Source organism: Culicoidibacter larvae (assembly GCF_005771635.1).
Classification (GTDB): Bacteria; Bacillota_I; Bacilli_A; order Culicoidibacterales; family Culicoidibacteraceae; genus Culicoidibacter; species Culicoidibacter larvae.
In genome coordinates this window covers 32,104-47,127 of the sequence record NZ_VBWP01000009.1, presented here as the reverse complement: position 1 = coordinate 47,127, position 15,024 = coordinate 32,104, and the positions used below count along the sequence as shown (strand labels likewise).

The following is a 15,024-nucleotide window of genomic DNA, read 5'->3' as shown; positions in this document are numbered from 1 at the left end:
ATGGGAAAACGAACACATATTGTTTTAGATAATGATGTTACAGTCGCAATTTCAGAAATCAAACGAATTGAGCCATTACGAGTAAATGGTGAAACCAAAGAAGGATTTACGCAAATGTTGTTATGCGACGGTTGGCACATAATCAATACATCTTACGAAACTGTTGTAAACATGGTTATGGGTACATATTAGAATGTCCAAGAATATTTGTAGTAGAAGGGAAGTAAAAAAGATGGCAAAAGATGTACGAAATATATTTCTTGATTTGTGTATTGAACACGAAGTTACACTATACGAGTTTTATTTCATTAAAGAATACATAGAAGATCAACTAAGTAGAAAAGCGACAATAAAAAAAGAACCGCACAATGTAGGTGTAACGGTTCAACTGGGTGAAAAATCAGTTTTCGAACATGCGGGTGGTTATTGCACGACAGAACGAACACCAGCAATTCAACGTCCGGAAAGCGATTAATGAAAAATGCTTTGCTTGATGTAATCCCAGCCTTCGCTAGGTAGACTGCCGTTGTAATTTTCGTTTAGTTCGCAAATAAAAACACGGTCGTCACTATCTAAAAGTGGGTTTAAGCAACTCATCATTTCAGTTGGAGTAAGGTTACTCCTAAAAACATATGATGACTTCCAGAAAGAACACCACACGCCAGTAGACAATGTAGTCTTTATCGTTTCAATAACTTCATTGTATTTTTGACCGGGCGCGTTTAAATCATATGTAATTATATAAACTTTACTCATAATCTCACCTCCTCAAGTTGATTATAACACTTGTGAATAGGTGAATAAATAACAAAATCGCCCATTTAAAAATGAGCGACAAATAAAAATAATTCACCTGTATTATAACAGGAATTTAAGGAGAATGCAAAATGGAAATTAAAGCAGGAAAAAGTTATAGAGCAAACATGCCAAAGGACGGGGCAACTAAACATGGCGTTATCTTAGGAAGAAGATACACCGTTACCAAAATTGAAGGTAATATTATCACATTATCATCAATAAGAATTGAACATGAATCATTTATCAGTATTACAAAAGAACAGTTTAATGAGGTGTTCAATTGTGGGTGCTAATGTTTACAATCCGGAACGCAAATTAAAGACAGAACTTATAAATGACCATTTCCAAAATTATAAAAGATATCATATACCAAAAGCGCAATTAGTTATTGCTGACATACCATACAATCTAGGAAACAATGCTTACGCTTCAAGTCTTGAATGGTATGTAGATGGTGATAATAAAAAGGGTGAATCAGATAAGGCTAACAAAGCATTCTTTGATACTGATAATGATTTTAGAATATCCGAATTTATGCACTTTTGTTCAAAAATGCTGATAAAAGAGCCAAAAGATAAAGGAAAAGCGCCAGCAATGATTGTATTCTGTGCATTTCAACAAATGCAAATGGTGATTGACTATGGAAAGAAGTATGGTTTCAACAACTCTTATCCACTTGTATTTATTAAACCATCATCAGCTCAAGTGTTAAAAGCCAACATGAAAATTGTTGGTGCAACAGAATACGCAGTCGTTTTGTATCGTGATAAATTGCCAAAGTTTAATAACGGAGCACAAAAAGACGCTGAAGGTAAAACTATTAGAGGCACCGGGAAAATGATTAAGAACTGGTTTGAGTGGAAACAGGATGACAAAAAAGTCTATCCAAAAATCCACCCAACTCAAAAGCCGGTAAATTTGCTTAAGCAGTTAATTGAGATATTTACTGATGAGGGTGAAGTGGTTATTGATCCATGTGCAGGCAGTGCATCAACTTTACGTGCTGCCGCCGAATTAAATCGAAATTCGTTTGGGTTTGAAATCAAAAAAGATATGTACTTAAAAGCGAATGCTGAAATGTTATCGAACATTCCAGCACCAATGGTACAGGAATGTCTAACGATTTAGGAGTGATTCAAATGCCAAAGTTTGAGATATCAACATACAACCGGAATACCGGCAAGGTGTTTAGTGACATGGTTGCTGCACCTTCGAAGAACAAAGCGAAGAAAGCACACAGAGCGGCGATTGTATCAAAACCGCATCTGAAACAAATATCATGCAAGGAGGTTGATTAATATGCTAACAGTTGAAGTAATTGAAACAGCTTTAAGAGCGTTGAGAACGAATCTTATGGGTTTATTGAAAAACAAAAGTCTTTTTGTATCAATGCACAGCGAAAAAGCTTACCGCGAAGAAAAACAAAGACTTGAAGTTGCGATACTAACATTTAAAAAAGAAATCGAAGCACTGCAATTTGACGACAACTCAAATGCGGGGTTAGTGAAAGGAATGAAATCATAATGAATACTGATAAAGATAAGCATTATGCTGTGCCGGTTATTAGTATAGCTCATAGCTTCATATGCTTCATGTGTGGTTTGCCGTTCTGGTTATTCATATTGATGATGCTAGGGGTGATTTAAATGGAAAAACTTATTATTCAAAAAGCTGGCGAAAGCGTTGAATCAACTGAAGTTATCCGAGTTTCTCGGACATCAAAAGCGATTATTAATGACATCGCAAAACGAACGAATAGAAGCCATATTGAAATATCAGAAGCAATGTTGATATTCGCTGCAAAACATATTCAAATTACCGACACAAATGAGGAAGTGATTTAAATGTCGAATTTACGAGGTTTTGACCGTTTTAATACTCCGAGCTATAACGAGAGCTGGAAGTACCAAACAGAGCAGAACGAGCTTAAAAAGGGCGAATTACTGCAAAAATTGTACGACAAAATGGAATTGCTAAACAATGAGCTTGAAAAAGTGCAACAAGGTTCTACAACAAATGTATTTTTTGAGCTTATCGACGAAATTAGCGCACTTGAGGACGACATACGCTATTGCGAAGAATTCGAACCAGTGCAGATTTAGGTGGTAAACAATGAAATCAAAAATATATACTGGCAGACAGCCGATTAAAAAAGAAGTGACGCTCACCATTGATTGCGAATCGTTGACAAATACTTCACTAAACGAAGTGGTGCAGCAGTTCGTCCAAGGGTTTGCGAATGACGGTTGGACTTGTGAATCAGCACAAACTGATCCGAACGACATTTTTAAAACGAAAATGAAATTTATTAAAGAGGTGAAACAAAATGGGTGATTTAACAAAAGCAAGCCCGTATACAGATACGGAGCTTGCGATATTGGACATTATGAAACATACAGTAGATGCTAAAGCAGAAAAGCTAATCAAGTATGTTCGCCAGTATCACAAAATTTATATCGAAAGTACGCGCCAATTACGAGATATTATCAATAATTCTTTAAAACAAAAAATGATTGATAACAAAGAACCGTTCACTATCGTCAGTGGCAACTATGGTTACCGATTAGCATATTATGACAATCAACAAGATCGCGCTGAAATTGAACACCACGTTGCGAAAGAATTGGCGAGCGCACGTTCTCGAGAACACAAGGCTTTAGAACTTGCGGCAGCAGCTGGGGTTGATGTTCGTGGCTAATAAATATTACTGGTTAAGATTAGACAAAGGATTTTTCAAACGTCACGACCTTAAATTAATCAGAAAAATGCCTCAAGGCGATAGCATAGCACTTTTCTACATGATGCTTCTTACAGAAAGCATCGATCATGACGGAAATTTAAGATTTGATGATTTGATACCATACGACGCAGAAATGTTGGCAATTTTGTTCGAGTATGAAACAGCATTCGTTGAAATGGCGATTAAGTTGCTTGAAAAATTCAATATGATTGAAATTTTAGAAGATGAAACGATATATATGTCTAAAATAGCAAACATGATTGGATCAGAAACAAGCGCTGCTGCCCGTGTAAGAAAGCATCGTGAAAATCAAAAAACGTTACAATGTAACACTTCCGTAACACCAAGTAACAAATTGAAACAAATCTGTAACACAGAGAAAGAGATAGATATAGAGAAAGAGATAAAGAAAGATATAGATAATACTCTTGTCATAAATGACAATGTCCAAAAATCAACTCACATTGATTTTTCTGAACAATTCAAAAATGACTTTAATAATATCTGTACCGAATTATCTAAAGTACAAAAAATAACTGCAGGAAGAAAAACAGCAATAAAATCTCTTATGAAATTACTTGGAATAACTAGTGAACATGAATATACAAATATTGCGGTTCCATTTCTTAAAACAATATCTAACAGCGGCTTTCTTAATGGCAATAACAAGAATGGTTGGAAAGCGACATTTGATTGGATCACAAAGCAAGCTAATGCAGTGAAAATTATTGAGGGTAATTACAACAAAAAGCAAAGTGAATTGACAACTAGGGATTTGGACTTGGAGGTAGAAATAAATGTGTTCTAAAATTAACGAACTAACTTTTGTAGCTATGATGAAAAAGTTGTCGAATTTTTATTCAGACTTCGGATTGAACGAGAAGCAAACAAGTGCATGGTTTCCTTACTTTAGAAATTACACAGATGTTGAGCTTGGAGAAGCTATTCAGCTACATATTAAAAATGAAGTGTGGAATCCGACAGTTGCCTCATTAACAAAATACATTAAACAAGTCGCAGTTCAACAATTTGAATTAGACAACGGAAGTTCTGAAAAAATTGTTGAGGGAATTATTCGGGAGTTGTCATCAACTGGCATCATCTACAATCCAGATAAATACTTTGAAGCAGTCAAAAACAAATTTGGAGAAGTTGCAGAACGTGTTGCTCAAGACTACAAAACAGATTTAAAAGGCTTGACGATTGATGGCACACCGTTTTTAAAACAACGAATGATTAAAACGTACAACAGTTATTTAGAGCGTGAGGTAACAGGGGCTAATAATATGTTTGAGGCTCTTGAAACACAATCAAAATTAAAAATTGAAAGTAAGGAGTGAGCGGAATGGGGTTAAGCGAAACAACACGTGACAAGGTTATGCAAGTAATTATAAACAGTTATGATTATGAGTTTGATTTCTGTTGGACATCGAATCAAATTATAGCAACGCTACTGTCAATTAGTGCAAAAAATGTTAGTACGATAATATCGAGATTAAAACGTGATGGCTATATCAATGTTGAATATTCAAAATTCACAGATGAAGAAGGATATAAATATAACGACAGATACATATATCTAACAAACAAGAAATATTCAAAACTAATATACCCAGAAGATTATGTGCCAAAGGATAAGGAGTGATTCAAAATGAAACAACCAAAATTCACAGTAGTTATACCCGGCGGAAAACATCGGGACTTTGAAACAAAGTTCGCTGCTGAACAGTATTTGAAATCACGCGGTATGCGATATGTACGTAATGCTGTCCGCCGCGCAAAAAACCAAACAACATGGATTGACTGCAAAGGTAACGAATGCCAGTTGATTGATAACAAACCAATACATTTTTAAGGAGTGAAAAAATATGTTTATATGTCAAAAATGCAATAAGCAATCAAAAACTGGTGAAAAGCCAGTATTAGTTACAAGTGAAAGTAGACCAGTTAGCTATGACTATTACAAAGATGGTAAATTAAAATGTTCGTCAAATGGAACAGAAATTGCACATCAAATTGAAGTTTGTAGCAATTGCGAAAGTAAAGTACATCACGCTTTAAATGATGACTTAAAAACTGTTGAAATTGATTTATAGGAGTGAAGAAAAATGAAACCAGAACAAATTATTAATCGCTTTAAAGAAGAACTATTAAACAAATATGGAATCCACTTATTGAACATGAACGTATGGCAAATAAAGTTTTCATTTGCTGATAGTCCAGATTTTATCGGATATTTTGAAATTGTCGAAACTGGTGACGTTGCTTTAGGAACAGAAACAGGTCATACAATTGGAGTTACTGGACTTAAAGAGTGTATTAATGTTATTAATCACATAGAAACTACTGACTTAATTGAGTTGTGGGGTGAGTTGTAATGACTGATTACAAAACTGGAATCATTGAATCACACAAAAGCGGATTTGGCAGTAGTGATGCGAAGAACATTATTGCACTAACAACAAACGGTGTTCCGAACGTTGGTCTGCAAAAACGAATTCATGCAATCAAACATGGAATTGAAAAAGAACAAATCAGTACAGCGGCAATGCGGCAAGGTGATGCGATTGAGCAGCAAATTTATGAAATGCTGCGAAATGCTAACGAAGATGAAAACACCAACATTGAAAGCAACCCGTTGTGGGTGATGCCTGTCGAATATCCTTTTTCGGTATTCTGCCACCCCGATCAAGTTGTTATTACTGAAGATGAAATTCTTATTCTCGAAAACAAGGCAAGTATAAAGCCGATAGAATATTGGAAGCAAGAAGCATTGTATCAAGTAGCTTGGCAGTATATGTGTGCAAAAGCTATTTATCCGGATAAGAATATTCGAGTACGACTTGTACATTATGATACAACCGACTATGTGCAGTTTGACGCAAGCAAGATTAATTACTTTGAATTTGATGTTTCATATCTCATTCAATTTTCAATATTGTTCAATGATTCTTTTGAATACTTATCTCAAAACTGGGAAACATTTGAATATTTAGAAGGCGGCGAATTGGATTTAACGGTTGTTGATTCAAATCACCCGTTGCAAATTCAAATCAAAGAACTTGAAAAAGCAGTTCTTGCAGAGAAAAAGGCAAAAGAAGAGATTGCAAACTTCCGTGAACAGCTGACTGAACAGATGCTAAACGCCGGAATTAAGAAAATTCAATCTGAAAACATGACGGTAACTTTAGTAAATGAAACCGTTGAAAGTAGATTGGATTCAAAACGACTGAAGTTAGAGCAACCGGAGATTGCAGAGCGATACACAAAAGCAAGTATCAAAAAAGCATTTATCAAAATGAAAGTTAAGGAGTGATTATATGGATAATTACGAAAACGACGGCTGTGCTGCTGGTTGTGGTTGCATGTTCGTGATTGCTTCCGGACTATCATTTATTGCAGCTTTATTGATATTTATTATTGGACTAAAAGAAGTATGGAGTTTTATTTTTTAAAGGAGAGATTATATGGACTATCCAAAAGTAATGCAGTTTGATAGCGGTGCCGATGAAAGAGAGACACAAATCAATATCGACCATTTTAGTCACAACATTGAATTATTCACGTCAAACAATACAGTTTATCGCCGTCTTATCCGAAAAGGTTTAAAACCGCATAAAGTTGATAAAGGTGGCGCAATATTCATCGAAAAATTCGACAACATGGGGAAAATATTACAAACGGGCATTCTCAAAGCCGAATAAATTAAATCTAAGTACCAAATACGACCACATTTATATATATCTACTGAAAGCAAATCGCTTTTATGAGTGATTGCAGGGGTATAAATAAAAATAGTTAAAAACACCTAAAAAGTGGTGTTCTACAAAAAAATAAGGAGTGATGCCAAAATGGCAGGAAATCAAGTTAGTACATTGAAAGATTTTAACCAATTTATTTCAAATGATAAAACACAAGAATATTTACAGTCGGTTTTAGGTAACAAAAAAAGCTCGTTCGTAAATAACGCAGTTGCACTAGTGTCTAATGTAAAAGGTTTGCAGAAGTGTGATCCACAGACAACTATGTTCGCCGCAATTAAAGCAACAGCTTTAGACTTACCACTAGACAACAATTTAGGGTTTGCATACGTTATACCTTACGGAAACCAAGCGCAATTCCAAATGGGTTACAAAGGTTTCATTCAATTAGCGATGCGTTCCGGACAGTTCGAGCGTATCAACGTAACAGATGTTCGAGAGGGTGAACTTGGCAAGCGTGACCGTTTGTCTGGTGACATTGAATACAACTGGATTGATGATGAATCTGAACGTGAAAAAGCAGAGATTATCGGATATGTTGCTTATTTCAAATTAAAGAACGGATTTGAAAAACAAGTTTATATGTCAGCTGAAGAAACACGAGGTCACGGCAAAAAATATTCTAAGACATTCAACAATGGACAGTGGAAAGATAACTTTGACGGAATGAGCCGTAAAACTGTATTGAAGCAATTACTAAGTAAATACGCTCCGTTATCAGTTGAAATGGCTGAAGCTGTAAAAGCAGACCAAGCAATCATTACCGAAGAAGGCGAATATATTTATGCAGATAAAGTCGTAGCTGAAGTATCGGCAGAAGAACAAGCAGCGCAAACTGCTAAAGCAAACGAACTATTGGGAGTATCTGAAGCGCCAGTTCAAGAGCCGGAAACAGAAGAATATATTCCAGAGTTCTTGATTGATGAAGAAAAATAAATGTATTCCGAAGTTGACGAAATCATGAAACAAATACAAATTAACAGCGAAATAAAAAGCGATAACGGAAATCTAGAAATTGTTATCGAAATTGAATTTAAAGGAGAATGAAAATGAATAAAGAAATTTTAAAAGAATCTATTACAAAACTTGAAACCGAACTAAAACAAGAACAGACAGAAGTATCAGACTTACAACGATTCTGTGCAAAGTATGACAAACCAGTACCTTTTTACATTTTTGAAGATATAAAGAATCGCCAACGGTGTTTAGAAATTAAAAGAGCCGAACTAAAATCAAAGAAAAACCAATTATCTAACATTGAGTTTGAAGAACAATTTGCACGTCTAAACGCTGCCTTTGGTAAAGCGTCTGTTTCAATTAATAGCCTAACAAGTCCAAAACAATGGATTCCGAATGATGGTGATAATTATTGGACTGTTGTATTGGGTGCTAAAGAAAACGTATATGAATATGGCTGGAGCAATGATGAATTCGATAAACGTTATTTGTCGCAGAACAGTGTTTTTAAAACAAAAGAAGAAGCACAAACAGCAGCTGACAAAATGCTTTCTGCGTTGAAAGACCCGGAAGATGTAACGGTTGAAGAATTGTGCGAAAAACTAGCGTCAGCAATCGCCGACAAATCAAAAATGAATCGTGATAACACAGTTGGTGCGTTGCTTGTAGCTGTTAATGAGGCTGTTCGTGCTATTGAAAGAGTTGAATAGTTATGGCGAAACAAAACAAAGGTAAAGCCTTTGAAAAGTGGACGGAATCATACCTGCAAAAAAATGGACACTTTGCTATTAGATTGCGAGATGTTGGTTTGATTGAGGGAAGGCGAACAAAGAGTACCCAAAACCCTTGCGATATTCACTCGCTAAATAATGGTAACGCATATTACATCGAATGTAAGGCTAATAAAACAGATAGATTTTCTATTTCAAGGTTGGAAATGAAAAATAAAACATCTAAAAAAAGTCAACTAGATTTATTGCTTGAAGCTAAGGGAAATGGCGGAATCTCGTTGGTAGCTATTTGGTTTTATGAACAAAAAAGAAAAGTTATTGTTGAGCTTGAAGCTATTCTTCAACATGATATGAGAAGTATTAAGTTTGATGATAATATCTGCTGGAATTTCGATGAATACTGGCAAAATAAAAAGATAGAGGAGTAATATAATGCAATCATTTAATGGAATTGGTCGAATTACTAATGACCTAGAATTAAAATATGTTGGAGATAAACAAACCGCTTTATTGAATTTTAATATTGCAGTCAAACGCAAAATGCAAAAAGATAAAACCGATTTTATTCCTTGTACTGCTTGGGGTAAAACTGCCGAAAATATTGAAAAATATTTCCGAAAAGGTTCTATGATTGGAATTACTGGTGAAGTTCAACAAGATGAATATACAGCACAAGACGGAAGCAAGCGCAATAAAATATATGTAAATGTAAATAGTTTTGATTTTGTTGAATCCAAGTCGTCTGCTCAAAGTAATGAATATCAAGCGCCAAGTCATGGTTATGAAGAACCAACGCAAACGTTTGATATTACTAACGATGATCTCCCGTTCTAATTGAGGTGGTAATATGAGTAGCAAGAGAGAGCGTGAGGCGTGGAAAGCGCGCCTTCTCGCTATATATAACGAACATGGAAATATTGTTATTTCTAAGAATCACTATAAACATTGGAGCTTAGATTTTGGCAATCATACAGTAAGAGAATTCGACCGTACGTGTTGGATCGTTGAAAGGGTGAATGAGAATGCGTGAATATAAATTTGCAGGAAAGAGCGTTGAAAGCGGCTTGTGGGTGTATGGTAGAGTATTTAAAATAAATGAAACAGGTGACCATTTTATAACCCCTTTTGATAGTAAAATATTTGAAGGTACAATAAATTATGAATATTACTTTCAATTAAAATGTATAAAAGTAATTCCAGAATCTGTTGGACAGTACACGGGACTAAAAGATATAAATGGCACTAAAATTTATGAAGGTGATATTGTCATAGCCAAATCTAAAGGTTCTGATACAGCGCATACGATTGTAGTATCTTGGATTGAAACAGAAGCTTGTTACAATATTTCACCGGGTTATCAAATGTGTGTTATAAAGTATGAAGTAATCGGCAATAAATGTGATAACCCCGAATTGCTGGAGGTGGAATGATGGGCGTTCAATTCGAGAAAGGAAAAGATATTGGAATCATAATTGGTTTATGTCTTGCTCTTGAAGCCGTCGCTGATGCAAACGATGAAACAACTTTTGAACAAGTTGTTGGAACAACGAATCTTAGACTTATTGAGGTAAAGCAGTATGCTGAAACATCTTACGAGCTGTTGGTCGAAAAACTTGGATACGACAGATTAATGCGTCTTTTCGGAGAAACAACGGGTGATCCAAATGCCTAGATTAATTATTGCAGGCAGAAGAAGCGGAAAGCAACTATTTGTCCGACGAAGATATGAAAGTTTGATGAATTATGTAAATAATAAATATCCAAATTATTGGAAGGGGCGGAATAATGAACCACAAGAAAGAACGTAACGAACAGATATTAAAGCACGCATCAGACGGGCTTAAAATGACTGATATTGCAGATGTAATGAATTTGACATACGAAACTGTAAGATGTGTTATTCGTCGAAACAGGGACAAAATACAGCCTTCGGAGTTCAAAGAAATTGAAGCATCTGAAATTAATGGTGATGTTGCAATTCATGTAGCACGTATGACCGATGCAGAGATTTACGATTTTTTTAAAAAAGACCCGGAGAAGTATGATTTGCAACGGCAGCGACCAACACTTAATACAAAAGGGAATTCACATTTTCAAGTGATTTTTAAGGCAAAAAGTGTGATGCAGCAAATTGATTTTGAAGAATTGTTCAAACGATTATGCAATCGACCAATGCCAAAGTCATGGGTTGGCGTTGAGAAGCACAAAATAGGCGATAAATTAGCCGTTTTAGCAGCAGTTGACTTCCACATGCCAAAGCTCGCTTGGGCTTCGGAAACAGGCGATAATTACGATATGAAGATTGCCAGAAAGTCAGTTGATTATGTATTTCAACAAAGTTATGAGTACATGAAAGAAAATGACATCAAAAAAGCTATCGTTCCAATTGGACAAGACTTGCTGCACTTTGATAGTAATAAACCATTCACATCAGCCGGAACACTACAAGATACCGATGTACGTTGGAAAAAAATGATTGATACAGTTTGCGAAACAATGATTGATAATATCAGCAGACTTTCTGAAGTGGCAAACATTACACTCGTATGGTCGCGTGGCAATCATGATGAAACACTTAGTTATGCAATATTCAAGGTATTAGAAGCGTATTTCAATAATTACGATAGAGTAACACCTATTTTGAACCATAAACCACGACAATATTATCAATTTGGTGTGAATATGATTTGCTTTACTCATTCAGATAAAGAAGGTAAGCGACTGCCGATGATGCTATCTACCGAAGAACCGATGATGTTTGCGGCGACAACTGATCGCCATGTAATTGCTGGACATTTTCATACTTACAAAGTCGAGGAAATACACGGTATTATGATTCATCATTGTTCAAGTATCAGTGGAACTGACTATTGGCACGCTGAATCCGGATATGTTGGCAACAAGAAAGCAATGCAGCTACTTGTGTTTGATAAAAAGAATGGTATTGACGTAGTAAAACACATCGCAGTACCGAAAAATTATTATAAATAGGAGTGAATAACATGGATAAATTTTTAGCAAAAGATACTCGTAACAACTTTGAAGATGCAGAATCAATGACGGAGGCTAAGCAAATGGCCGAAAGCTGGATGGAAGAGGCGTTGGAATATGAGGATACAGATACTGAAGTGGGAATTTATCAACTTGTAAAGGTTGGAAAATTTGTTAAAGATGATGGTGCCACAGAAGATTATTTGGAAGATTGCGAGAATGACGGCGTTATTCCTGAGTACGAATATATTGTTAAATCAGAAATGGTTAATGTAATTGACGGAGATATGAGTGATGGGTATCATACATTCAATGAATTGTATAATCATCGTAGTGTATTGTTTTCAGTAATATGCAATCTAAATAGTAAAGTTGCATGGAAGTCGAAGAAACACGCTGATGGCTCAATGTTTAATAATATGTTTGTTGTAGGTATTGAAACACCCGCTGGAATGTTTACTTATCACGATGAAATGATGTGGTGGAATCGTTACAATGTTCCAGAATTAGAAAATGCGCCCGAGTGGGACGGGCATACATCTGATGATGTAATACGTCTATATACATTGGTGGATAGTATGGAGAATGATGAATTATGAATGACCGCGAACTATTAGAGCAACTATACCTTGATGCTGTGATTGAATATTTGAAAATGAAAGGGTTGGTGAAGAAATGAAACCGTCAAAGTTATTACAAAATATTAATCCTGATTGCATTCAATTTAGGAAAGAAATTAATTATTATGTAACTGGACAACATCTCGGAGAAATACCGATAAGTAAAGAGGTTGTTTATTGTAAGGATAATGAATATAACAAAGGGTTTATGTTCAGTGGAAAAGGTTTTGATTTCTCGAAAAAAGTCGTAATATCATCAGCATGGAAAATGATTTGAGGTGGAATGATATGTGTGTGTATCACGAAAGAAAACATTGCTATAAAATTGAATTTAACGAAAAAATGCAAAAACGATTCACAACTGAAGAATTAACATTTATTTGTCAAAACACCAGTATCATAAAACTAGCTAACTTTATTGAACCGGTTGCATTACCTGTTCTGACAGAAGGAGCTTCGGAAAGAATGTTGGTGGAGGATACGATTGCATATATGGCAAGGAATCGAGGTTCAAAAAAATGATTGAAATAATATCTACACTATCAAATCTAATTGTAGCAATTACAGCAATTTATTTACTACTTAAAAATCGCACTTTAAAACAAAAAAATGAAGATTTAGAATGGTGGAAAAACCATTATAAACAAGCAAGAGATTATTACAAAGAATCACTAGAATTAAGTAGAACTTCAAATAAAATTAGCGCGGACACATCAAATAAAATAATTCAAAGTTTACAGCAACGCAATGAACGCCAACAAAAAATAATTAAAAAGTTGATTGAGGGTGAAGCCAATGAAAGACAAACACCAAGAAACTGACGGCGAATACTGGTTTCCAGCGTATGGATTCCCACTCTACGAATGCAGCAATACTGGAAAGGTGCGGAATGTTGAAACAAAAAGGGAATTGGGGCGCTCTGGTAAGAATCAAGTAGTTACCTTAATTAAAGTAAGTGATTCTGGAACTATTACAAGACGTAATTTATCGCTTGCTAGACTTGTTTATCAGTCTTACTATAAGAAGAAGGTTCCGAAAGGCTACTATGTTCACAGAATGAATGAAATAAACCATGACAATCATATCGCTAATCTAAAGTTGATTAGTACTTCTGAAAGAGCGAAAGTCATTGGTAAAAAGCGTAGAAAGCCGATAGATCACTTTGATAGCAACGGTGAGTATATAACTACATACAAGAGTGTTGCTGAAGCGGCAAAAGTACTTCATATTGACAGAAAAACAGTCAATAGAATAATTACCAACAAGACTGAAAATAAGCTGTTTAATCTTAAAAAAGCATCTAAACGCGCACATATTGAACGGGCTTAATTTTCAGCAGTAAATCTATACCAAATATAGACATTCTAAATAAGGCTATTTTTAATGCCTCTTGACATGAATTATACTAAAGCCATATAGATTACTTAATTAATAAAGTTTACTTTATGAGAGGTTGAAATACCTCTCTTTTTTTATGTCTAAAATAACCATAAATTATACCATGTTTTTATTAATCTAAACAGTGACATTTTAGTCACCCCTATTTTGCTTTAACAATATTCTGAACATAGAATAATCGTTGCAAACAAGGTGGTGACTTTTGCATTACCTAACAAACATCATTGCAAGAGGCGAAAGAATCGGAACTCTTGATGAGCGTTTATTGTTTTGAAAATACAAAAATAAAGGAGTGGTATTAATGCCGAGATTAATAAAACCATTTGTAGGAATGGCAGACATCAACCACAAAGAGGATTCAATCGAGCTACCGGAAGGCACAGAGTTCACAGCAATTCAAACAGTATGCAATGACTTAGGTGAAGGAATCACAACTTACCGAACTTTGATTCCTGTTGATATAGAGATACTCAATGATGAGTTTGATAAATACTTTGGACATGAAGAAGATGAGTAACCCAAACATACTTTGGGTACAAGCTAAGTTATATCAATAATACTTAATAAATAAATGAAGTGAGATGATCATATGCCTAGTATTAAATACAAGATAATACCCACCCCTATATATAAGTTAAAACTATTTATAGCAAAGAGAATAATTAATATTGCTAATAGGTTAATAAGAGAACCTAAGTATAAGACGGTTAGGTTAGATGAATAATTATAAAACTAAAGAACAAAAACTTAAGTTCTATAAGAGTAAAGCATGGAAGCAACTTAGGCTTGTTGCTTTAGAAAGAGATAACAACGAATGCCAGCAATGTAAAGCTAATGGAGTGTATCACAAAGCTGAAGATGTAGACCATGTAAAAGAGATAGAGAACTATCCACAGTTAGCTCTAGATATTAATAACCTACGTTGTTTATGTAAGAGATGTCACAATGCTAAGCATGATCGTTTTGTTAAGAGAGAAAGTAAATGGAATGATGAACGATGGTAAATATTTTTGAATAATTATACCCCC

34 protein-coding genes are annotated in these 15,024 nt (G+C 35.0%); 33 read left to right on the top strand and 1 reads right to left on the bottom strand.

Translation table 11 applies throughout. The annotated features are described in order from the left end of the window. Together FEZ08_RS09675 and FEZ08_RS09670 are read left to right on the top strand one after the other, a co-directional pair. Nucleotides 1-192: a hypothetical protein gene (locus FEZ08_RS09675; RefSeq protein WP_138191820.1), complete on the top strand. Its 192-nt coding sequence runs from the start codon at nucleotides 1-3 to the stop codon at nucleotides 190-192. Between the two features lie 40 nt (nucleotides 193-232). Further along, a complete protein-coding gene (locus FEZ08_RS09670) occupies nucleotides 233-475 on the top strand; it encodes a hypothetical protein (RefSeq protein WP_138191818.1) in 243 nt (80 codons plus the stop codon). On the opposite strand, the gene FEZ08_RS09665 is transcribed toward FEZ08_RS09670, so the two are convergent. After that, on the bottom strand, nucleotides 472-756 hold the full coding sequence (locus FEZ08_RS09665) for a hypothetical protein (protein ID WP_138191816.1): 285 nt from the start codon (nucleotides 754-756) through the stop codon (nucleotides 472-474). The two genes, FEZ08_RS09670 and FEZ08_RS09665, sit on opposite strands and share 4 nt — an antisense overlap. 131 nt (nucleotides 757-887) lie before the next feature. Between FEZ08_RS09665 and FEZ08_RS09660 the strand changes: the two genes are divergently transcribed. From FEZ08_RS09660 to FEZ08_RS09520, 31 genes are all read left to right on the top strand, one after another. After that, nucleotides 888-1,091, top strand: a complete 204-nt coding sequence (locus FEZ08_RS09660; RefSeq protein ID WP_138191814.1) for a hypothetical protein — start codon at nucleotides 888-890, stop codon at nucleotides 1,089-1,091. Continuing rightward, complete coding sequence (locus tag FEZ08_RS09655; protein WP_242003486.1) at nucleotides 1,081-1,926, top strand: DNA-methyltransferase; 846 nt, start codon at nucleotides 1,081-1,083, stop codon at nucleotides 1,924-1,926. Before FEZ08_RS09660 ends, FEZ08_RS09655 begins: the two co-directional genes overlap by 11 nt. 11 nt (nucleotides 1,927-1,937) lie before the next feature. Further along, a complete protein-coding gene (locus FEZ08_RS12220; RefSeq protein WP_171015023.1) occupies nucleotides 1,938-2,096 on the top strand; it encodes a hypothetical protein in 159 nt (52 codons plus the stop codon). A 1-nt stretch (nucleotide 2,097) separates the two neighbouring features. Continuing rightward, nucleotides 2,098-2,322 (top strand): hypothetical protein, encoded by a 225-nt coding sequence (locus FEZ08_RS09650; RefSeq protein ID WP_138191810.1) that lies wholly within the window; start codon nucleotides 2,098-2,100, stop codon nucleotides 2,320-2,322. 122 nt (nucleotides 2,323-2,444) lie between these two features. Beyond that, nucleotides 2,445-2,642, top strand: a complete 198-nt coding sequence (locus FEZ08_RS09645) for a hypothetical protein (RefSeq protein WP_138191808.1) — start codon at nucleotides 2,445-2,447, stop codon at nucleotides 2,640-2,642. Next, nucleotides 2,643-2,900 (top strand): hypothetical protein, encoded by a 258-nt coding sequence (locus FEZ08_RS09640; protein ID WP_138191807.1) that lies wholly within the window; start codon nucleotides 2,643-2,645, stop codon nucleotides 2,898-2,900. It begins immediately after the preceding gene. Between the two features lie 10 nt (nucleotides 2,901-2,910). Further along, nucleotides 2,911-3,132, top strand: a complete 222-nt coding sequence (locus FEZ08_RS09635; protein ID WP_138191805.1) for a hypothetical protein — start codon at nucleotides 2,911-2,913, stop codon at nucleotides 3,130-3,132. Then, on the top strand, nucleotides 3,125-3,496 hold the full coding sequence (locus tag FEZ08_RS09630; protein ID WP_138191803.1) for a hypothetical protein: 372 nt from the start codon (nucleotides 3,125-3,127) through the stop codon (nucleotides 3,494-3,496). Before FEZ08_RS09635 ends, FEZ08_RS09630 begins: the two co-directional genes overlap by 8 nt. Next, nucleotides 3,489-4,346 carry a phage replisome organizer N-terminal domain-containing protein gene (locus FEZ08_RS09625; RefSeq protein WP_171015022.1) on the top strand — a complete coding sequence of 286 codons (858 nt, stop codon included), beginning with the start codon at nucleotides 3,489-3,491 and terminating at the stop codon, nucleotides 4,344-4,346. Before FEZ08_RS09630 ends, FEZ08_RS09625 begins: the two co-directional genes overlap by 8 nt. Continuing rightward, the gene (locus FEZ08_RS09620; protein WP_138191799.1) at nucleotides 4,336-4,878 is read left to right on the top strand and encodes a hypothetical protein; all 543 of its coding nucleotides are present in this window, start codon (nucleotides 4,336-4,338) and stop codon (nucleotides 4,876-4,878) included. The genes FEZ08_RS09625 and FEZ08_RS09620 overlap by 11 nt, the downstream gene beginning before the upstream one ends. A 5-nt stretch (nucleotides 4,879-4,883) precedes the next feature. Beyond that, complete coding sequence (locus FEZ08_RS09615; RefSeq protein WP_138191797.1) at nucleotides 4,884-5,183, top strand: helix-turn-helix domain-containing protein; 300 nt, start codon at nucleotides 4,884-4,886, stop codon at nucleotides 5,181-5,183. 6 nt (nucleotides 5,184-5,189) lie between these two features. Continuing rightward, nucleotides 5,190-5,393: a hypothetical protein gene (locus FEZ08_RS09610; protein ID WP_138191795.1), complete on the top strand. Its 204-nt coding sequence runs from the start codon at nucleotides 5,190-5,192 to the stop codon at nucleotides 5,391-5,393. A gap of 13 nt (nucleotides 5,394-5,406) precedes the next feature. Then, nucleotides 5,407-5,634 (top strand): hypothetical protein, encoded by a 228-nt coding sequence (locus FEZ08_RS09605; RefSeq protein WP_138191793.1) that lies wholly within the window; start codon nucleotides 5,407-5,409, stop codon nucleotides 5,632-5,634. A 12-nt stretch (nucleotides 5,635-5,646) separates the two neighbouring features. Continuing rightward, entirely contained in the window at nucleotides 5,647-5,916 is a 270-nt protein-coding gene (locus tag FEZ08_RS09600; protein WP_138191791.1) for a hypothetical protein, read from the top strand. Beyond that, nucleotides 5,916-6,854, top strand: a complete 939-nt coding sequence (locus tag FEZ08_RS09595) for a hypothetical protein (protein WP_138191789.1) — start codon at nucleotides 5,916-5,918, stop codon at nucleotides 6,852-6,854. Before FEZ08_RS09600 ends, FEZ08_RS09595 begins: the two co-directional genes overlap by 1 nt. 4 nt (nucleotides 6,855-6,858) lie before the next feature. Continuing rightward, complete coding sequence (locus FEZ08_RS12585; protein ID WP_277871040.1) at nucleotides 6,859-6,993, top strand: hypothetical protein; 135 nt, start codon at nucleotides 6,859-6,861, stop codon at nucleotides 6,991-6,993. A 12-nt stretch (nucleotides 6,994-7,005) separates the two neighbouring features. Further along, on the top strand, nucleotides 7,006-7,242 hold the full coding sequence (locus tag FEZ08_RS09590) for a hypothetical protein (RefSeq protein WP_138191787.1): 237 nt from the start codon (nucleotides 7,006-7,008) through the stop codon (nucleotides 7,240-7,242). Nucleotides 7,243-7,389: 147 nt separating this feature from the next. Then, a complete protein-coding gene (locus tag FEZ08_RS09585; protein WP_138191785.1) occupies nucleotides 7,390-8,235 on the top strand; it encodes a recombinase RecT in 846 nt (281 codons plus the stop codon). Nucleotides 8,236-8,348: 113 nt separating this feature from the next. Beyond that, nucleotides 8,349-8,966 carry a hypothetical protein gene (locus tag FEZ08_RS09580; RefSeq protein ID WP_138191783.1) on the top strand — a complete coding sequence of 206 codons (618 nt, stop codon included), beginning with the start codon at nucleotides 8,349-8,351 and terminating at the stop codon, nucleotides 8,964-8,966. A 2-nt stretch (nucleotides 8,967-8,968) separates the two neighbouring features. Continuing rightward, nucleotides 8,969-9,415 carry a hypothetical protein gene (locus tag FEZ08_RS09575; protein WP_138191781.1) on the top strand — a complete coding sequence of 149 codons (447 nt, stop codon included), beginning with the start codon at nucleotides 8,969-8,971 and terminating at the stop codon, nucleotides 9,413-9,415. Between the two features lie 4 nt (nucleotides 9,416-9,419). Next, nucleotides 9,420-9,821: a single-stranded DNA-binding protein gene (locus FEZ08_RS09570; RefSeq protein WP_138191779.1), complete on the top strand. Its 402-nt coding sequence runs from the start codon at nucleotides 9,420-9,422 to the stop codon at nucleotides 9,819-9,821. Nucleotides 9,822-10,009: 188 nt separating this feature from the next. Further along, on the top strand, nucleotides 10,010-10,417 hold the full coding sequence (locus tag FEZ08_RS09565) for a YopX family protein (protein ID WP_171015021.1): 408 nt from the start codon (nucleotides 10,010-10,012) through the stop codon (nucleotides 10,415-10,417). Continuing rightward, nucleotides 10,414-10,659 carry a hypothetical protein gene (locus FEZ08_RS09560; protein WP_138191775.1) on the top strand — a complete coding sequence of 82 codons (246 nt, stop codon included), beginning with the start codon at nucleotides 10,414-10,416 and terminating at the stop codon, nucleotides 10,657-10,659. Before FEZ08_RS09565 ends, FEZ08_RS09560 begins: the two co-directional genes overlap by 4 nt. Nucleotides 10,660-10,772: 113 nt before the next feature. Beyond that, the gene (locus FEZ08_RS09555; RefSeq protein ID WP_138191773.1) at nucleotides 10,773-11,978 is read left to right on the top strand and encodes a helix-turn-helix domain-containing protein; all 1,206 of its coding nucleotides are present in this window, start codon (nucleotides 10,773-10,775) and stop codon (nucleotides 11,976-11,978) included. An 11-nt stretch (nucleotides 11,979-11,989) separates the two neighbouring features. Next, nucleotides 11,990-12,577 carry a WDGH domain-containing protein gene (locus FEZ08_RS12335; protein WP_199288067.1) on the top strand — a complete coding sequence of 196 codons (588 nt, stop codon included), beginning with the start codon at nucleotides 11,990-11,992 and terminating at the stop codon, nucleotides 12,575-12,577. 76 nt (nucleotides 12,578-12,653) lie between these two features. Then, entirely contained in the window at nucleotides 12,654-12,875 is a 222-nt protein-coding gene (locus tag FEZ08_RS09545; protein ID WP_138191771.1) for a hypothetical protein, read from the top strand. Between the two features lie 17 nt (nucleotides 12,876-12,892). Then, nucleotides 12,893-13,120: a hypothetical protein gene (locus FEZ08_RS09540; RefSeq protein ID WP_171015020.1), complete on the top strand. Its 228-nt coding sequence runs from the start codon at nucleotides 12,893-12,895 to the stop codon at nucleotides 13,118-13,120. Continuing rightward, nucleotides 13,117-13,419 (top strand): hypothetical protein, encoded by a 303-nt coding sequence (locus tag FEZ08_RS09535; protein ID WP_138191767.1) that lies wholly within the window; start codon nucleotides 13,117-13,119, stop codon nucleotides 13,417-13,419. The genes FEZ08_RS09540 and FEZ08_RS09535 overlap by 4 nt, the downstream gene beginning before the upstream one ends. Continuing rightward, nucleotides 13,394-13,927: an NUMOD1 domain-containing DNA-binding protein gene (locus tag FEZ08_RS09530; RefSeq protein ID WP_138191765.1), complete on the top strand. Its 534-nt coding sequence runs from the start codon at nucleotides 13,394-13,396 to the stop codon at nucleotides 13,925-13,927. The genes FEZ08_RS09535 and FEZ08_RS09530 overlap by 26 nt, the downstream gene beginning before the upstream one ends. Nucleotides 13,928-14,297: 370 nt before the next feature. Then, a complete protein-coding gene (locus tag FEZ08_RS09525) occupies nucleotides 14,298-14,513 on the top strand; it encodes a hypothetical protein (RefSeq protein WP_138191763.1) in 216 nt (71 codons plus the stop codon). Nucleotides 14,514-14,712: 199 nt separating this feature from the next. After that, entirely contained in the window at nucleotides 14,713-15,000 is a 288-nt protein-coding gene (locus tag FEZ08_RS09520; RefSeq protein ID WP_138191761.1) for an HNH endonuclease, read from the top strand. The last annotated feature ends 24 nt before the right edge of the window (nucleotides 15,001-15,024 follow it).

Excerpts from the sequence above, each read along its gene's own strand:
- FEZ08_RS09675 (WP_138191820.1), top strand. The coding sequence starts at position 1 with ATGGGAAAACGAACACATATTGTTTTAGATAATGATGTTACAGTCGCA.
- FEZ08_RS09670 (WP_138191818.1), top strand. The coding sequence starts at position 233 with ATGGCAAAAGATGTACGAAATATATTTCTTGATTTGTGTATTGAACAC.
- FEZ08_RS09665 (WP_138191816.1), bottom strand. The coding sequence starts at position 756 with ATGAGTAAAGTTTATATAATTACATATGATTTAAACGCGCCCGGTCAA.
- FEZ08_RS09660 (WP_138191814.1), top strand. The coding sequence starts at position 888 with ATGGAAATTAAAGCAGGAAAAAGTTATAGAGCAAACATGCCAAAGGAC.
- FEZ08_RS12220 (WP_171015023.1), top strand. The coding sequence starts at position 1,938 with ATGCCAAAGTTTGAGATATCAACATACAACCGGAATACCGGCAAGGTG.
- FEZ08_RS09650 (WP_138191810.1), top strand. The coding sequence starts at position 2,098 with ATGCTAACAGTTGAAGTAATTGAAACAGCTTTAAGAGCGTTGAGAACG.
- FEZ08_RS09645 (WP_138191808.1), top strand. The coding sequence starts at position 2,445 with ATGGAAAAACTTATTATTCAAAAAGCTGGCGAAAGCGTTGAATCAACT.
- FEZ08_RS09640 (WP_138191807.1), top strand. The coding sequence starts at position 2,643 with ATGTCGAATTTACGAGGTTTTGACCGTTTTAATACTCCGAGCTATAAC.
- FEZ08_RS09635 (WP_138191805.1), top strand. The coding sequence starts at position 2,911 with ATGAAATCAAAAATATATACTGGCAGACAGCCGATTAAAAAAGAAGTG.
- FEZ08_RS09630 (WP_138191803.1), top strand. The coding sequence starts at position 3,125 with ATGGGTGATTTAACAAAAGCAAGCCCGTATACAGATACGGAGCTTGCG.
- FEZ08_RS09620 (WP_138191799.1), top strand. The coding sequence starts at position 4,336 with ATGTGTTCTAAAATTAACGAACTAACTTTTGTAGCTATGATGAAAAAG.
- FEZ08_RS09615 (WP_138191797.1), top strand. The coding sequence starts at position 4,884 with ATGGGGTTAAGCGAAACAACACGTGACAAGGTTATGCAAGTAATTATA.
- FEZ08_RS09610 (WP_138191795.1), top strand. The coding sequence starts at position 5,190 with ATGAAACAACCAAAATTCACAGTAGTTATACCCGGCGGAAAACATCGG.
- FEZ08_RS09605 (WP_138191793.1), top strand. The coding sequence starts at position 5,407 with ATGTTTATATGTCAAAAATGCAATAAGCAATCAAAAACTGGTGAAAAG.
- FEZ08_RS09600 (WP_138191791.1), top strand. The coding sequence starts at position 5,647 with ATGAAACCAGAACAAATTATTAATCGCTTTAAAGAAGAACTATTAAAC.
- FEZ08_RS09595 (WP_138191789.1), top strand. The coding sequence starts at position 5,916 with ATGACTGATTACAAAACTGGAATCATTGAATCACACAAAAGCGGATTT.
- FEZ08_RS12585 (WP_277871040.1), top strand. The coding sequence starts at position 6,859 with ATGGATAATTACGAAAACGACGGCTGTGCTGCTGGTTGTGGTTGCATG.
- FEZ08_RS09590 (WP_138191787.1), top strand. The coding sequence starts at position 7,006 with ATGGACTATCCAAAAGTAATGCAGTTTGATAGCGGTGCCGATGAAAGA.
- FEZ08_RS09585 (WP_138191785.1), top strand. The coding sequence starts at position 7,390 with ATGGCAGGAAATCAAGTTAGTACATTGAAAGATTTTAACCAATTTATT.
- FEZ08_RS09580 (WP_138191783.1), top strand. The coding sequence starts at position 8,349 with ATGAATAAAGAAATTTTAAAAGAATCTATTACAAAACTTGAAACCGAA.
- FEZ08_RS09575 (WP_138191781.1), top strand. The coding sequence starts at position 8,969 with ATGGCGAAACAAAACAAAGGTAAAGCCTTTGAAAAGTGGACGGAATCA.
- FEZ08_RS09570 (WP_138191779.1), top strand. The coding sequence starts at position 9,420 with ATGCAATCATTTAATGGAATTGGTCGAATTACTAATGACCTAGAATTA.
- FEZ08_RS09565 (WP_171015021.1), top strand. The coding sequence starts at position 10,010 with ATGCGTGAATATAAATTTGCAGGAAAGAGCGTTGAAAGCGGCTTGTGG.
- FEZ08_RS09560 (WP_138191775.1), top strand. The coding sequence starts at position 10,414 with ATGATGGGCGTTCAATTCGAGAAAGGAAAAGATATTGGAATCATAATT.
- FEZ08_RS09555 (WP_138191773.1), top strand. The coding sequence starts at position 10,773 with ATGAACCACAAGAAAGAACGTAACGAACAGATATTAAAGCACGCATCA.
- FEZ08_RS12335 (WP_199288067.1), top strand. The coding sequence starts at position 11,990 with ATGGATAAATTTTTAGCAAAAGATACTCGTAACAACTTTGAAGATGCA.
- FEZ08_RS09545 (WP_138191771.1), top strand. The coding sequence starts at position 12,654 with ATGAAACCGTCAAAGTTATTACAAAATATTAATCCTGATTGCATTCAA.
- FEZ08_RS09535 (WP_138191767.1), top strand. The coding sequence starts at position 13,117 with ATGATTGAAATAATATCTACACTATCAAATCTAATTGTAGCAATTACA.
- FEZ08_RS09530 (WP_138191765.1), top strand. The coding sequence starts at position 13,394 with ATGAAAGACAAACACCAAGAAACTGACGGCGAATACTGGTTTCCAGCG.
- FEZ08_RS09525 (WP_138191763.1), top strand. The coding sequence starts at position 14,298 with ATGCCGAGATTAATAAAACCATTTGTAGGAATGGCAGACATCAACCAC.
- FEZ08_RS09520 (WP_138191761.1), top strand. The coding sequence starts at position 14,713 with ATGAATAATTATAAAACTAAAGAACAAAAACTTAAGTTCTATAAGAGT.